Below are 15,861 nucleotides of genomic sequence, written 5' to 3' on the forward strand. Positions count from 1 at the left end.
GCCTTTACGGCCGTCCGCTCTCTTTCCAGAGTGCCTGTGAAACTGTTGCGGTCCAGTAGCCTGAGAGTTTCCGGGGCGGTTGCTCCTTCGGCGGTCATTTTTTGGAGATGACGCTCTCCCGCTCAGTCTCTGGTCGATACCAAAATGGCGCTGACCAAAAGCAGCCGGAAGAGTGACCGAGGGCGGCGGGAGAGTCAATGATTCTATCGACTCTGGCCCGAAATTCCGATCGCATATTTGGCGGTTTGATAATCCGGTTGTTGCAGCATAAGATGGCATTCCCCCAATGTTTGAGGTTGGATAATGAAATCAGCATCTGGTGCACTTCTGCCCCTGTTCCTCCTGAGCGCATTTCCGGCGACCGCCACCGAACCTGAACGCCCCGGGGTCGAGGCCGAGGAAAAGCAGGCAAATGAACCGATCGTGGTAACCGGACAGGATATCCGCGACGCGACGCGATCTTTTGTGAAACAGCTGCGGATTCCAGAATATGGCGGACAATATGCCCGATGGGAGGCCCCGCTTTGTCTGCAGATGATTGGCTGGCAAAAAGAGCATGCTGCTAACGTTAAATCGTTGATCGAAAGACTCACCAGAGAGATTGGCCATGACGTGGCTGGAGCGGACTGTCGCCCGAACATGGCAATTGTCCTTTCCCCGGATCCCAAGAGATTTGTTGATCAGCTCCGCAAGTCTGCCCCGCGAATATTCACCCGGTTCAGTCGCAGTCAGCGCCGAGCCGCAACGGAGGGCAATCAACCGGTCAGGCTTCTGTTAGGAGCTCGGGATTTGAACAAGGACGGACAACCCATCCATTTCGCTGGCGCACTAGCCCCTCCTCCCGGACTGGAAGCTCTCGGCGGGATCAGCGAATCGATAGTCCGGGGTGGCGGCGTTGGAAACTCGCGGATCGGCACCACGGTCAAGTCAGACTTCGTAGCCGGGGTTGCAGTTGTCGATGTGCATGCGATCGATGGTGCAACATTTGAAGGCCTGTCTTCCTATCTGGCGATGCGCTTGCTGTCCGGAGTCCCCGGCAGCAGGATACCGGATGGTGGAGAAACAATTTTGCAGCTGTTCCAGGCACTTGGAGAAGAAGCTCAACCGCCGACAAAATTATCCAGGTGGGACATGGCGTTTTTGCGCGGCCTTTATGGCAGTACCGCAGCCGCCCGATCGGTGCAGCAGCGCGGAGAAATCATCAGGTCGATGCGCAAATCGCTCGCCCTGCCCTGATGACCAAAAAAACCTGCGATTACCCGGTGGAGATCAGCTCAGGCTCCATAACTGGTCATTTTCGTGGACATAGGTTCCCGGTTCCTGTTTCGCCATCAGCGTCATCATCGCAGCAGCAACATCCATCGCCGCTATCGAGCGATATCGCCGGAATGATCCGTGTAACAACCGGTCCATTATCGGGCTTGCCAGAATCGCCAGCCCTTCACTCATGCGGGTATCGCCAGTGCGCTCACCACGAAGCAGTCCGGGCCGGATGATGTCGAGCCGGTCAAATTTTTGCGCCCGCATCAGATCTTCGGCCTCTCCCTTGATCCGCAGATAAAAGGACGAGGCCGAGGAATCGGCCATCGTGGACGAAACTGCAATCATGTGCCTCGCGCCGGCCTGTTTTCCGGCCTTCGCCACAGCACCAACCAGGTCGCGGTCGATGGCAGCGAAAGCCTCTTTGGAACCCGCTTTTTTCATCGTGCTGCCAAGACAGGAAACCAGGATATCCGGTTTGATCTGCGCAATCTCTTCCGGCCAGCCAGCCGTGTCAGAAACATGTAATTGCGCGTTGCCGAAATCCTTTTCTGGCGGGCGGCGCAGCAGCAGATGCAGATCATCTGCGCGTTTGTCTTCCAATAGCCGATCCACAAGCAAACCGCCGGTAAGACCGGTAGCGCCCAGAACAATTATCCGCTCAGGCATCCACTTTTCCAAAAATCCGGGCATGACAATTTGCCGCATAGCGGTCGGTCATTCCGGCCAGAAAATCTGCAATATGCCGCATCCGGTGCGGCTGTTCCCCCGGCAGGCCGGACGACCAGTCAGCTGGCATCAATGCCGGATCAGCGCTATAGGCCTCGATCAGATCAGACACGACCAGACGCGCCTTTTCCGCGGCGTTGAGCTGCTCGGGATGATTATACAGGTTGGCGTACATAAACCCTTTGAGAGCGCGTTCCTTGCGGGCCATGTCCTCTGAAAATCCGCCGATCATCACGCCCGCAGCCCGCACATCATCCACGCTGACGATCCCCGATTGCGCGATACGCTCACGGGTGGTCTGGATGACATCATTGACCATCAGGCCAATCTGGTCCCGGACCAGTTCGGGAATCAGCCGCTCCTGCGGGACGTCGGGAAAGTTCTCGCAAATTTCGTCCCATCGTTCCAGAATGAAAGGCAATTCGAGAAGCTGGTCAATCGTCAGCAAACCGGCCCGGATCCCGTCATCAATGTCATGATTGTCATAGGCGATATCATCCGCAACGGCGGCTATCTGCGCCTCCAGCGACGGCCAGCTGTTCAGCTCGAGCCGGAATTCCCGATCCGCCTCCGCAAGGGCCCAGGGTGCATCAGCCACGGGACCGTTGTGCTTTGCAAGCCCTTCCAGTGTTTCCCACGTGAGATTGAGCCCATTCCACCGCGGATAGGGGCGTTCCAGACGCGCAAGTGTCCGGATTGTCTGCGCATTGTGATCAAAGCCGCCATATCCTGCCAGCGCCTCTTCGAGCGCGTCTTCTCCGGCATGACCGAATGGCGGATGGCCAATGTCATGCGCCAGACACAAAGCCTCGGTGAGATCCTCGTTGAGGCCCAAGGCACGCGCAATGGTTCGTCCGATTTGCGCGACTTCGAGACTGTGCGTCAGCCGGACACGAAAATGATCGCCATCAGGTGAGACAAATACCTGGGTCTTGTGTCGCAGGCGGCGAAAGGAAATCGAATGAATGATGCGGTCACGATCACGCTGAAAGTCATCGCGCGGCCCTCGTGTAACCTGACCCGTCGAGGAACGACCCTCGTCATGCAGGCGGCCCCGGCTTTCCGAAGGTATGCAGGCATAGCTGGCAAGGGGCATCAGGGGTTCCGGCTCATTTGGCGGCGAGCTGTTTGACCACGGTTCCGTCTGCGCTGATCCACGCAAAACCGTCCCCGCCACCTTTGCGGAAATCTGCTTCAAATTTCTTCGCGCTTGCGAGATCCTCAAACGGTCCGACAACCAGCCTGGTCATCCGCCCCCATGGAGATGTCCATCCTTCCTTGCCCTTGAACAGGTCCGGACTTTTCCTGGCGAAGCGGCGATAATCGAATTTGAGAGCGCTGGCGTTGGAGCCTGTCGCGAGCTGCACCCAAAACCGCCGTGGATGTTCCGGTTCAGCCTTCACAGGTTCAGATTCTTCCGCTTTTTCAACCGCGGACTGCGGTTTTGCCGGCGTAATCTGTGCCAGATCGACCGGCACCACAGCAGACTGCTTCTCCCGCTCCGGAATATTGATCGCACCGATAATGTCGGAAAGGGGTTTGCGCTCGATGGGAGCACCTGCTTCGCCGGTAGACCCGGTCCCGGCGGTCGCCAGATCAAAATTGACTAGTTGCACGGGCTTTTTGCCAGTGCTCTCCGCACTGCTGCTGGCGGGCTGGTTTCCTGTGACGGGCGGTTGCACGCCGGCGATTTCCACTTTCCGTTCGACGGATTGCGATACCAGCGCCGGAGGGGATTTTGCCACTTCTGCAGATTTGGGTTGTTCACGGGATTGGGAAGGAACTGTCACGGCGGTTTCAAAACCGGGTCTGGCAGACTCCGTGCTGCCGCGCGCCGGATTGTCAATCAGAGTTCCGGCGGAACGGTCCGCGGAAATCGGGGAGCCCGGACGCGGTAATTCTTGCGCACCCTCGAGGACGGTTATCTCCCGATCCTCAGCCTCTGGGACCGTTGCTGTATTTCCCACTGAACCCGGCCGTCTGCGCAAAGATGTATCGGGCATTGCCAGAACCCGCGGTTTTTTGGCATCTTCGCCGAGCGGCTTGCCGATCGGGATCAGACCAGCATCAGCCCCTTCCCCACCGCGTACCGCAGAGTTGGCCGCGAAACGCACCGATGCCACATCCACTCCGACATTTTCGCTGGCCGGGAAATGTCCAAAATGAACAGCGGCGGCCTTTTGCGCAGCCGTCAGTTTCGGCATACGCTTCAGAAACGGTTTGAGCGCCTCAGCCATGCGCCTGGTCATGGTTTGCCGCGCGATCTTGTTGGCTTCCTTGGTCTGCTCGTTCATCGCGAGGATAAACACGCGGTTGCGCCAGGCGGTACGGTCACTTTTCTGCAGCAGACTGTAGAGTTTTTCTTCCGACCCGGCGAGGTCACCACTGATCCCGAGCGACACCGCATAGCGGGTCAGCAGTTCATCATTTTCGCCATTTTGAAGGGCAATCGCATAATCTTTCTGGGCATCCGCATTGCGGCCAATCAGGTCATAGGCAAGACCACGATCAGCCGCGATGTCCTTGACCGCAAAACCGTTGGCAATGGCTTCGTCAAAATAGCGCAACGCCCCGAACGGATTTTTTTCTTTCAGCAAGGCCCGCGCCAGACCCGCCTTGACCCGCCCGCTCCGAGGATAAATCTGGTCAGCCTTCGCGAGGAAGCCGATCGCAGCGCGTGTATCCCCGAGATCCAGCGCGGCCAAACCCGCGTCGGCAAGGGCAGAAGAGTCATTTGAATTCCGGGCGATGCGCCGAAGGGCGTCCTGGAGCCGGGTCTGTTCGGCGCCTGGAGCAGACTGCGCGAAGACTGGCGCTGGCGTTAATCCCGCCATCAAAACGGGAAGAATGGCCAGCGATGCATGTTTCCAATTCATTTTCACATGACCGATAAAGGGTCGGAAAGACGAAATTTCAAGCAGTCGAAACAAATTGCGAGGCCAGCTGCCCTTATCAATGGACAAGTGCCGCGACCCCGTAACACAGCTATTCGCGCCGCCGGATTCGGGCCGGCAAGCTCACTGATTATTCTGCCGATTCAGGAAACGCGGGATATCCAGCGGATCCTTTGATTCGCCGTCATCATCGTCATTCTCGTCTTCGGACTTTGCTCCGCCACGAGTCAGATTGGACATGCGCTCAAACAATGTCCCGCCGCCACTGGCTACACGGGGAGCCGGTGCTTCCGGCGCCGCCGGTTCGGCCGCGTCATCATCATATACCGCCTGGGTATTTTCGTCCCCCAGAACCAGCTCGTCCTCTTCGGGCGCCTTGTCTTCAGACATTCCTGGCGTAAGCGAGGCAAATGAAGGCACTGTCGGCTCTGCATCACCTCCGGCCTCATCGTCATAGGTTGCAGCCGGCGCCGGAGACGCTTCCGGCTCTTCGGCAACTTCGGCAGCTTCAACCTCTTCAACCGCTTCAGGCTCTTCGTCGGCTACCGTTTCTGCCAACTCAAGTGGTTCTTCTTCGGGGCTTTCTTCCGCAGCCGGTGCGTCTTCATTGTCGGCAAAGGACGGAACAACCGGCTCGGCAGTTGGTGCCGGGGCACTCATCGCAAAACTTGAGCTCGGTGCCGGAGCAGCCACGGATCCGTCATGATCGATGCCGGTGGCCACGACGGAAACCCGAATACGGCCGTCGAGATTTTCGTTGAAGGCACTGCCCCAGATGATGTTGGCATCCGGGTCGACCAGTTCACGGATATGATTGGCCGCCTCATCGACTTCCATCAGGCGCATGTCCTCGCCGCCGGTAATCGACACGATGACCCCTTTCGCACCCTGCATGGACACACCGTCAAGCAGCGGATTGGCAATCGCCTTTTCCGCAGCTTCCAGAGCGCGCCCGTCACCTTCGGCTTCTCCGGTGCCCATCATCGCCTTGCCCATTTCGTGCATCACGCTGCGCACGTCGGCAAAATCGAGATTGATCAGCCCTGGCATGACCATCAGGTCGGTAATCCCGCGTACGCCCTGCTGCAGCACTTCGTCGGCGAGCAGGAAGGCTTCCTTGAACGTGGTATTGGGATTGGCCACGAGGAACAGGTTCTGGTTGGGGATGACGATCAGCGTATCAACATTTTTCTGCAGCTCTTCAATCCCGGCTTCTGCAGATTTCATCCGCCTTGTGCCTTCGAATGTGAACGGCTTTGTGACCACACCTACAGTCAGGATCCCGCGGTCGCGCGCGGCCTTGGCAATTACAGGTGCCGCGCCAGTACCAGTACCGCCGCCCATTCCGGCAGCAATGAAGCACATGTGCGTACCTTCGAGTGCCTGTTCGACCGCATCAATGGTTTCTTCGGCAGCGGCGCGGCCGACTTCCGGACGAGAGCCGGCACCCAGACCCTGAGTGATATCCGGTCCCAGCTGGATTCGCCGTTCTGCCGGCGAGCTGTTCAAGGATTGTGCATCGGTATTGGTCACGACAAAATCGACGCCTTCGACCTTGGCGGCAATCATGTTTGCAATAGCATTTCCGCCAGCTCCACCGACACCGATCACGGCGATACGCGGCTTCAGCTCTTCCACTTCCGGCGGGCCAATATTGATGCTCATGTCACTGTCTCCCCAGACATAATATGGTAGTGTCTCATTTGGGTAACGCTTTGCACATTTTTGTCACCGGAATCACCCGAAAAGTTAATTTTTTTGGTAAAATGTCAAAAATTGCCGCGGATAGCTGACATCAACCGTCCGATTACCGCAGACCCGGCATATTTGTGCACAGGTTGATAGCCAGGTGAAAGCGATCTGAGGTCGACCGGTTCTTCCGCCGCATAAAGCACCAGTCCGGCCAGGCCTGCGAAGGCCGGACCGCTATGAGCTTCGGGGAGAGCCGACAGTCCCACGGGCCGCCCAACGCGAACAGTCTGGCCGAGCGCCGACTGGGCATAATCGGCAATGCCTTTCAGTTCCGCTCCGCCTCCGGTCAGAACAACCTGACGTCCCACCGGTCCGGTGAAACCCAGTTCCTTGAGCGACTGGCCGATTTCCCCCATCAAATGGTCAAGTCTCTGGCGGATCACCGCAATCAGCTGGGAACGGGTAATCCGGCCTTCTTCATCGGTTTCTTCGGTTTTTGTTTCGGCGTCGATATTGATGACATCATGATTGTCGCGCGGGCTCGTCGTCGCGGAACCGTAAAAACATTTGATCCGTTCGGCCTGAGCCCGCCGCATGCCAAACGACGAAGCGATGTCATCGGTAATGTCGGCAGCCCCGTAAGGCAGGGTTTGCAGGCCGACAAGCATGTCACCGGCGAACAGCGAGATGTTGGTCACTTCTGCGCCCAGCTCGACCAGAGCCACACCCAGTTCGCGCTCTTCCCTCGACAGGCAGGCGGTGCCGGCGGAGATCGGCGAAGCCACGATAGACCTCACGTTAAGATGCGCGCCGCGGACGCTCATGTCGATATTACGCACCGGCGATCCATCGGCCAGAATGACGTGGATATCGACGCCGAGCCGGTCAGCATGCAGACCTTTGGGTTTCTTGACTCCGTTTAGCCCATCCAGCGTGTACAGGGCCGGCTGGGCATGCAAAACCATCTTGCCCTGCGGATCGATGCTCTTGCGTCCGGCGTCGAGCAAATGATCAATATCATCCTGTTCGATACGGTGTCCGCCCAGCTCCGTCTCGACCGAAGTCAGCATGCTGGTGAGGCCGCCGGCAGAAAAACTCACCCAGACATCGTCGATATTGGTCCCGGCAATCCGCTCGGCCTGCTCAACCGCATCGCGGACGTCCAGCTCGGTCTTTTCCGTATCGGCAATATATCCGCGCTTGACCCCCGTGCTCGCACGCTGACCGGTGCCAAGAACGGCGAGTTTGCCATCGTCCATCCGGCCGGCAATCATCGCCGTGATCTTGGATGATCCGATATCCAGTGCCGTGTATATTTTTTCTACTCTTGCGCTCATCTTCCTTTGCCTACCCCCTGTTGTTCGATCATGCCCTGTTCACCTGGCCTGTGTGCTCAGCTCTCCGGTTCCGATGTCGCCTTTGGCGGCATGCGCAAATAGGCCCGTTCCTCGTCCCGCAGGTCAAAATGCACCACACCGCGCCCCAGCAGCCGGTTGACCCCGTCCATCCGCGCAAAATTGAGCAAGGCGGCGGCTGCGGTATCGCGGCCTTCCGGAAGTGCCAGCGTTTCACCGCTGTCAAACTCCAGATTCCAGCGGCGGTTGCCGATCCAGGTCGCACCCGTGATCATCGGACGCAGCGCCGGAGCCGCTTCGAGCAGTTCTGTCAGTTCCGGCACCTGCTTGTTGGCCTTGCGGCCCACCACGACCGGCAGATCCGGCAATTCTTCCGGTGCAATATCCTGCAGCGGAAAGCCTGTTTCATCGATCAGCGACAACTGGCCGTTGCGCTGCCAGACGGCTGCCGGTTCGCGTTCGAGAATTTCCACGACCAGCGTTTCGGGCAGCCGGCGGGATATCCGCGCTTCACGGATCCAGCCATTGGCAAGCAGGTCATCACGTACCTGGTCTATATCGACCACCGCCATCGACCGGTCCTTCTGGGCGAGCGCGATCTCATAAACCTTCAGTTCGTCAATCCGGTTGATCCCGGTGACTTCGACCCGCTTCACCTCAAAACCTGCGGAACCGACGGCAGACGCCACTTCCGAACCCACTTTCTGATTGATCCCGGCATAGTGACCGACACTGAACAGGCCGAGAATGAACACGCCAACCAGCCCCCAGGTCAGACCTTTCTGGATTTGCGCTTCGCTTACCGGCATGGCCCGGATCAGCTTGTCGAAAATCGAGACCTGACGGACCTTCGACTTGCCGGACTTGCGGGGTTTGCCCTTGACCTTCTTGTTGGTCCGCTTGACTTTGGATGCCGTCATTGTCTCTTCCTCACTGCAGAGCTTCCCTGATGATCATTTCGACCAGTTCTTCATAGCTGATCCCGACTTGCTGTGCCTGTTCCGGCACCAGACTGAGCGGGGTCATTCCGGGCTGGGTATTTGTTTCGAGAACATACAGCCCTTCCTCGCCGCGTTCATCATCCCAGCGATAATCCGTTCGTGATGTCCCGCGGCAACCCAGTATGTCGTGCGCCCGCAAGGCGTATTCGAGACAGAGCCTTTCGATGTCCGTCGGGATGTCCGCCGGACATATATGCTCGGTCAGGCCTTCGGTATATTTCGCGTCATAGTCGTAAAAGCCCTGGGTCGGTTTCAGTTCTGTCACGCATAATGCCCGCCCGCCGACGACCGCTGTCGTCAGTTCGCGCCCGCGGATGAAGGGTTCGGCCAGCAGTTCATCAAATTCCTGCCACGGTCCCGCGACATCCTTGCCGATCGGATTTCCGTAATTGCCGTCGTTCGTGACAATCGCCACACCGACCGATGAGCCTTCATTGACAGGCTTCAGCACATAGGGTCGTGGCAAGGGGTCGGCCCGGTAAATATCCTCGCATTTGATCATCTTGCCTTCCGGCATCGGGATACCCGCCGGGACCAGCTGCTGCTTCGTCAGTTCCTTGTCGATCGCGATGACCGATGTGGCCAGACCGCTATGGCTGTAGGGTATCTGCATCAGATCGAGCATCCCCTGAACCGAACCGTCTTCGCCTGGACAGCCGTGCAGAGCATTGAACACAACATCCGGCCGAAGCTCGTTCAGCACCATCGCAACATTGCGATCCATGTCCACGCGCGTGACCTGATGCCCGTTTTTCTCCAGCGCAGCGGCGACGCCATTGCCGCTCATCAGCGACACTTCGCGTTCCGCCGACCAGCCGCCCATCAGAACCGCAATATGGAGTTTGTCACTCATGCCACATCTCCCACGCGCTGGATTTCCCAGTGCAGCTCGACGCCGCTATGGGCCTTCACGCGCTTGCGCACTTCTTCGCCGAGGGCCTCGATATCCGATGATGTCGCTCCACCCAGATTGATCAGGAAATTGCAGTGTTTTTCCGACACCTGCGCCTGTCCCATCTGCAAACCACGACAACCGGCTTCATCGACCAGCTGCCAGGCCTTTTTGCCGTCGGGATTTTTGAACGTACTGCCACCGGTCTTGGTGCGGAGCGGTTGTGAGGCTTCGCGCTCTTCGGCAATGCGCTTCATTTCCGCGCCGATTGTTTCCGGATCACCGCTTTCTCCGCGCAACCGGGCGCTGACCACGATTGCGCCCTCGGGCAGTTGCGAATGGCGATAGCTATATCCCACGTCCGCCAGCGCGAGGGTACGAAGTTCACCATTGCGCAGCACAACATCCGCGCTTTCCAGAATGTCGGCCACTTCCCGGCCATAGGCGCCCGCATTCATGCGCACCGCTCCGCCAATGGTACCGGGAATACCACGCAGAAATTCCATCCCGGCGATCCCGTGATCGCGCGCCATGCTCGCCGCCGAAATGCCGGGCGCGCCGGCGCCACAGACCAAGGCATCGTCGATATCGAAAGTTCCCTTCGACACGGTTTCGATGCCCGCAAATGCCTTGCCCAATCTGATCACCACGCCCTGGATGCCCCCATCGCGGATGATCAGATTGGACCCTAGCCCCAAAGGCCAGACCGCGATCCCGGAATCGAGCTCGCGGAGAAACTGTTGCAGATCGTCGAGATCTTTTGGCTCGAACAGCCACTGGGCCGTCCCGCCGCTTTTGAACCAGACCAGCGGGGCCAGCGCCGCGTTTTCGGTCAGCTTGCCACGAACCTGGGGCATTGTCGCAACCGTCATGATCGCGCCTCCCCGATGGCATCGGCGAGACCTGCTGCCCATTTGGTGATATCGCCCGCGCCCAGACAGACGATCATGTCGCCGGCCTGCGCAACTTCGGCCAGACGGCCGACCAGATCATCCATATCGGCCACAGTTTCGGCGACACGGTGCCCGCGACGACGCAACCCTGCGGCAAGAGCTTCGCTGTCAACGCCTTCAATCGGCTCTTCGCCAGCGACATAGACCGGCGTCACATAGACCATGTCGGCATCGTTAAAGGCCTGCTGGAATTCCTCCATATGGTCACGGAGTCGGGTGAATCGGTGCGGTTGCACAACCGCAATAATCCGCCCCTCCGCGCCTTCTCTCGCAGCCGACAGCACCGCCCGGATTTCGACCGGGTGGTGCCCGTAGTCATCGATGATTACCGCACCGTCGACTTCGCCAACTTTGGTAAAGCGTCGCTTCACGCCGCCAAACTGGTCAAAGCCGCGCGCGATCTGATCATCGCTCATGCCCATCTCAAGCCCAACCGCGACCGCAGCGATAGCATTCTCGACATTGTGCCGGCCCGGCATCGGCAGGGTGATGCCTTCAATAGTGCGGGTTTCGCCGTCACGGTTGCGCACAACGACATCAAACCGGTTTCCGCCCGGGATTGGCGTGACGTTGACGCCCTTGATATCAGCCTGGGCGGAAAAGCCGTAGGTGATCAGACGCCGGTCCCGGATCCGCGGCAGGATCGCCTGCACTTCCGGATGATCGAGACACAGGATGGCTGCGCCGTAAAAGGGGACGTTTTCGATAAATTCGACAAAGCTGTCCTTGATCTTGTCGAAACTGCCATAATGGTCGAGATGTTCCGGATCGATATTGGTGACCACCGCAATCGTCCCGTCGAGCCGCAGGAAGCTGCCATCGCTCTCATCCGCCTCGACGACCATCCACTCGCTGTCGCCCAGGCGGGCATTGGAGCCGTAATTGTTGATGATGCCACCATTGATCACCGTCGGATCAATGCCGCCTGCGTCCAGCATCGCCGCGACCATTGACGTCGTTGTGGTCTTGCCGTGTGTCCCGGCAATCGCAATGGTAGATTTCAGCCGCATCAGTTCTGCCAGCATCTCGGCCCGACGAACCAGCGGGATGCGATCCGCGAGCGCTTTTTCGACTTCGGGATTGCCGCGCTTGACCGCGGTGGACGTGACAATGACCGACGTGCCCTCGACATTCTCGGGCTTGTGGCCGATTTTCACGTCGATGCCTTTGCCGCGCAGGCTTTCGACGACAGCGCTCTCCGCGATGTCTGAACCCTGCACCTCATAGCCGAGATTGTGCATGACCTCGGCAATGCCGGACATGCCGATACCGCCAATCCCGACGAAATGAATCGTCCCGATATCGGTCCCGACACCCTTCATGCAGCGCTGTCCTGCGCAAGGGCTTCCCGGCCACCGGGCGCAAGCGCCTTGGTGTCTTCCTTGACCTTGAGCGGTTTGGTCAGCGGCGAGGTGCCGATACTCTCGACCAGATCCGCGAGGTCATTGACAGCATCCGGCCGACCGCATTTGCGGGCAAAGCGGGCTGCGTTTTCCAGCGCGCCAGGACCGAGAGCCATTTTCTGCATCTGTTTCGCCAGTTCCTTGGCGGTGAATTGCGGCTGCGCTATCGCCCGGGCGCCGCCGGCAGCGACCATCTCCTTGACATTGTAGCTCTGATGATCGTCGGTCGCGATCGGGAGCGGGACCAGTATGGCCGGTCGCCCGGCGGTTGTCAGCTCGGCAATTGTCGATGCCCCAGCGCGCGAAATCACCAGATGCGCCCAGCCCAGCCGCTGCGGCAGATCGGGCAAATAGGTTGCGAGTTCCGCGGGAATGTCATGCTCGGCATATTTCTCGCGGACCTTTTCGATATCCGCTTCCCGGCATTGCTGGGTCACCTGGAGCCGCCGCCGCAGATGGACTGGCAGCATCGCCATCGCATCGGGCACGACTTCGGAAAGGATCGTCGCACCCTGACTGCCTCCGGTAACCAGCACCCGGAAAATGCCGTCTTCGGTCAGTGGTGGGTAAGGCTCCTCGCGCAGCGCGATGACTTCCTCCCGAACCGGATTGCCGACCAGATGAACCTTTTTCTCATGCTTCGGCTTGAGCCGCAAAATGTCCGGATAGGATGTCGCAATGGCGTTGACCGAGCGGGCGGCCAGCCGGTTGACACGCCCGAGCACCGCATTCTGCTCGTGAATGATGGTCGGGATGTCGAGACGGTTCGCTGCCAGCAAGGCGGGGAATGCCGGATAGCCGCCAAATCCGACCACGGCGGACGGTTCAAATGTCCGGTACAGCTGAAGCGCCATGCTGCGCCCCTTGAGGATTGCCCGCGCACCCCTGAGCCACCCACGCGGATCCTTGGTAATCCGGCCGGCGGGCAAAACATGCACCTGACCGTCATCAACCATGCCAGGGATTTTTTCGCCCCGCTCATCCGTAATCAGCGCCACCCGGTGGCCACGCAGCACCAGTTCCTTCGCCAGTGCATAGGCGGGAATCATGTGCCCGCCCGTGCCTCCTGCGGCGAGTACAAAATGTTTCGAAAAACTCATCTGTTCGTCTGTCCTGTTGTCGTCCACTCTCTGACATAAAGCGAACGATCCAGATACGGGTTTCTGCGCGTAAATGCCAGCAGGAGTCCCGCTCCGAATGACAGGGCCAGGAAGGACGAACCACCATAGCTGATGAATGGCAGCGTCATGCCCTTTGAGGGGAAAAGTTGCAGATTCACGGCCATGTTGATCAGGGCCTGCCCACCGAACTGGGCGGTGAGACCGGCCACGGCGAGAATGATGAAATTATCCTCTTCATCGAGCAGGCGGAGGAAAACGCGCACAATGATCGCAAAATAGACCAGCGCAATGGCCATGCAGGCCAGCAGCCCGAACTCCTCGCCAATCACGGAAAAGATATAGTCGGTATGCGCCTCGGGCAGTTTGAATTTCGCGGTGCCGAGACCTGGCCCCGTGCCCAGTAGTCCACCGCTGACAAGGGTCTTGTGGGCGAGCATCACCTGATCAAACTCGTCGCCACCGAACAGCCAGCTGTTGATCCGCTGTGTCGCCACCGGATATAAAAAATAGGCCGCAACAATTCCCCCCACGCCAAGAATGCTGATGCCTCCGATGATCCGCGCAGACAGTCCGGAAATCATCATCAGGACGAACCAGATCCCGCAAAAAATAATGGTCTGCCCAAGATTGGGCTGCATCATCAGCAATAGCGCCACGACGCCGGTCAGCACGAAGGACAGGGAAACAACGGGAAGCGAGGGATCCTTGACCCGCAACGACAGCAACCAGCCCACCGAAACAGCATAGAAGGGCTTGAGAAACTCTCCGGGCTGGATGGTTGCGAAACCATAGCCGATCCAGCGTTGGGCACCGTTGACCGAATTGCCCATGATCGGCACCAGAAACAGCAGCCCGAACGCGCCGATGGCCGCGAGAATCGCAAAGCGCCGGGCCTGCTCCTTGGGCAACATGGAAACAACCAGCATGATCGGAATGCCAACAGCCACCCAGCCAAGCTGGCGATAGAAATAATAGAGCGGATCGAGCGTGACCTTGTCGGTGCTGTGCTTGAGCGCAGACACAGGCGAAGCCGCGGCGACCGCGATCAACCCGATCGCGATAAGCGACACGATCAGTGCGAGCAAAACACGGTCAAGCTCCCAGAACCAGACAGAAAGCGGCGAACGATCGCTGCGTCCGAGACGTGACTGCAGCTGAAACCGCTTCTTCTGCAAACCGGCAGCCAGTTCTGGCATGGCGCTATTGGATGCGTTTTCTGTCATGCAGCATTGTCCCCCACTGCGGTCCCGATCTGTTGTTTTTCAATCACCGATTTGACAGCACAGCGGAAACATTCGCCGCGCGCTTCAAAATCCTTGAACTGGTCGAATGATGCGCAAGCCGGAGACAGCAGGATCGTGTCACCGGGCCGGGCATTAGCCGCTGCGCGCTGCACCGCGGTCAGCATCATCTCGCAGGACTCGACGGGCATGACTGGTCGGAGCAGTTCGTCAAACAGCGGTCCGGCCTCGCCGATGGTATAGGCTTGCACCACATTGCCGAAAAACGGCTCGCACTCCGCCAGATTATCGCTTTTGGGCAGGCCGCCCAGTATCCAGTGAATCCTGGGATAGGCCCCCAGTGCCGGGCCGCTGGACGCCGGGTTGGTGGCCTTGCTGTCGTTCACAAACAGGACGCCATCTGCTTCCGCGGTCCGTTCCATCCGGTGGTCCAGACCCCTAAAGCTCTCGAGGGCGGGCCGCCACTGCGCCTCGTCAATACCCAGCGCTTCAACGGCGGCGACAGCTGCGCGCGCATTTTCCAGATTATGCGGACCCTGCAGCGAGGGCCAGCTCTCCTGACCGGCCAGGACGGACAGACTGCTATCCACAATGTGTCTTACCCGGCCCTCGGCCCGGATTTCGCGCAGAGCGAGTTGCGATTTTTCATCCTTGCCCGCGAATATGGCGACATGGTCCGGGCTCATCATGTCAAACAGCCGGGCCTTCGCCGCGGCATAAGCATCGAAACCGTCGTAACGGTCGAGATGATCGGGAGTGATGTTGAGCAGCATGGCCACGTCACAATCGAGGCTTTGCATCAGGTCGATCTGGTAGCTTGACAGTTCGAGCACATAGATACCCCCGGCAGGCAGCGGGTTCTGGCTCATGATCGGCAACCCGATATTCCCGCCCATCTGCGTCGGCAGTGCGGCGCTCTGCAGGATGTGATGAATCAGCGCGGTGGTGGTGGATTTGCCATTCGTTCCGGTAATACCGACGATCCGGTGCGGCGGCAGGCCTCCCCTCGCCTGTGCAAATAGTTCCATGTCGCCAATGATGGGAACACCGTCAGAAGCGGCTTTGGCCACAATCGGATGCCGGTTGAGCGGCACGCCCGGCGACACGACGACACCGTCAAAGCCAGCCAGATCGGACTCCATCGGATCGGCGATCACCGCCCGGTCGGCCACTGCATTCCGCAGATCTTCCTGATTGTCCCAGGCCAGCAACTCCGCCCCGCTCGCCGAAAGCGCTTCCAGCGTCGCCATGCCGGACCGGGCCAGACCCAGTATGGCATAGCGCTTGCCGGAAAAGACGGAGGAGGTGATCATCCCTTTC

13 protein-coding genes and 1 riboswitch are annotated in these 15,861 nt (G+C 59.0%); of the genes, 1 reads left to right on the forward strand and 12 read right to left on the reverse strand.

Going from position 1 to position 15,861, the window contains the following annotated elements; translation table 11 throughout:
* Positions 1 to 38: 38 nt before the first annotated feature.
* A riboswitch (glycine riboswitch) is annotated at positions 39 to 131 on the reverse strand.
* A 172-nt stretch (positions 132 to 303) separates the two neighbouring features.
* Complete coding sequence (locus BUQ90_RS14885) at positions 304 to 1,236, forward strand: hypothetical protein (protein WP_074205912.1); 933 nt, start codon at positions 304 to 306, stop codon at positions 1,234 to 1,236.
* A 33-nt stretch (positions 1,237 to 1,269) separates the two neighbouring features.
* Here BUQ90_RS14885 and BUQ90_RS14890 read toward each other — a convergent pair whose 3' ends face one another.
* The 12 genes from BUQ90_RS14890 to murD form a co-directional block, all read right to left on the reverse strand.
* Positions 1,270 to 1,929: an NAD(P)H-binding protein gene (locus BUQ90_RS14890; protein ID WP_074205913.1), complete on the reverse strand. Its 660-nt coding sequence runs from the start codon at positions 1,927 to 1,929 to the stop codon at positions 1,270 to 1,272.
* The gene (locus BUQ90_RS14895) at positions 1,922 to 3,085 is read right to left on the reverse strand and encodes a deoxyguanosinetriphosphate triphosphohydrolase (RefSeq protein WP_074205914.1); all 1,164 of its coding nucleotides are present in this window, start codon (positions 3,083 to 3,085) and stop codon (positions 1,922 to 1,924) included. Before BUQ90_RS14895 ends, BUQ90_RS14890 begins: the two co-directional genes overlap by 8 nt.
* Positions 3,086 to 3,098: 13 nt before the next feature.
* On the reverse strand, positions 3,099 to 4,865 hold the full coding sequence (locus tag BUQ90_RS14900; protein WP_074205915.1) for an SPOR domain-containing protein: 1,767 nt from the start codon (positions 4,863 to 4,865) through the stop codon (positions 3,099 to 3,101).
* A gap of 141 nt (positions 4,866 to 5,006) precedes the next feature.
* On the reverse strand, positions 5,007 to 6,548 hold the full coding sequence (ftsZ, locus tag BUQ90_RS14905; RefSeq protein WP_074205916.1) for a cell division protein FtsZ: 1,542 nt from the start codon (positions 6,546 to 6,548) through the stop codon (positions 5,007 to 5,009).
* Between the two features lie 104 nt (positions 6,549 to 6,652).
* The gene (ftsA, locus tag BUQ90_RS14910; RefSeq protein WP_074205917.1) at positions 6,653 to 7,912 is read right to left on the reverse strand and encodes a cell division protein FtsA; all 1,260 of its coding nucleotides are present in this window, start codon (positions 7,910 to 7,912) and stop codon (positions 6,653 to 6,655) included.
* Positions 7,913 to 7,968: 56 nt separating this feature from the next.
* Positions 7,969 to 8,850 carry a cell division protein FtsQ/DivIB gene (locus BUQ90_RS14915; protein WP_074205918.1) on the reverse strand — a complete coding sequence of 294 codons (882 nt, stop codon included), beginning with the start codon at positions 8,848 to 8,850 and terminating at the stop codon, positions 7,969 to 7,971.
* 10 nt (positions 8,851 to 8,860) lie between these two features.
* On the reverse strand, positions 8,861 to 9,784 hold the full coding sequence (locus tag BUQ90_RS14920) for a D-alanine--D-alanine ligase (protein WP_074205919.1): 924 nt from the start codon (positions 9,782 to 9,784) through the stop codon (positions 8,861 to 8,863).
* Positions 9,781 to 10,695: a UDP-N-acetylmuramate dehydrogenase gene (murB, locus tag BUQ90_RS14925; RefSeq protein WP_074205920.1), complete on the reverse strand. Its 915-nt coding sequence runs from the start codon at positions 10,693 to 10,695 to the stop codon at positions 9,781 to 9,783. The genes BUQ90_RS14920 and murB overlap by 4 nt, the downstream gene beginning before the upstream one ends.
* A complete protein-coding gene (gene murC, locus BUQ90_RS14930; RefSeq protein WP_074205921.1) occupies positions 10,692 to 12,098 on the reverse strand; it encodes a UDP-N-acetylmuramate--L-alanine ligase in 1,407 nt (468 codons plus the stop codon). The genes murB and murC overlap by 4 nt, the downstream gene beginning before the upstream one ends.
* On the reverse strand, positions 12,095 to 13,279 hold the full coding sequence (gene murG, locus BUQ90_RS14935; RefSeq protein WP_074205922.1) for an undecaprenyldiphospho-muramoylpentapeptide beta-N-acetylglucosaminyltransferase: 1,185 nt from the start codon (positions 13,277 to 13,279) through the stop codon (positions 12,095 to 12,097). The genes murC and murG overlap by 4 nt, the downstream gene beginning before the upstream one ends.
* Positions 13,276 to 14,523 carry an FtsW/RodA/SpoVE family cell cycle protein gene (locus tag BUQ90_RS14940; protein WP_084192726.1) on the reverse strand — a complete coding sequence of 416 codons (1,248 nt, stop codon included), beginning with the start codon at positions 14,521 to 14,523 and terminating at the stop codon, positions 13,276 to 13,278. The genes murG and BUQ90_RS14940 overlap by 4 nt, the downstream gene beginning before the upstream one ends.
* Positions 14,520 to 15,854, reverse strand: a complete 1,335-nt coding sequence (gene murD, locus BUQ90_RS14945; RefSeq protein ID WP_074205923.1) for a UDP-N-acetylmuramoyl-L-alanine--D-glutamate ligase — start codon at positions 15,852 to 15,854, stop codon at positions 14,520 to 14,522. Before murD ends, BUQ90_RS14940 begins: the two co-directional genes overlap by 4 nt.
* Positions 15,855 to 15,861: the final 7 nt, after the last annotated feature.

The organism is Parasphingorhabdus marina DSM 22363 (assembly GCF_900128895.1).
GTDB classification, from domain to species: domain Bacteria; phylum Pseudomonadota; class Alphaproteobacteria; order Sphingomonadales; family Sphingomonadaceae; genus Parasphingorhabdus; species Parasphingorhabdus marina.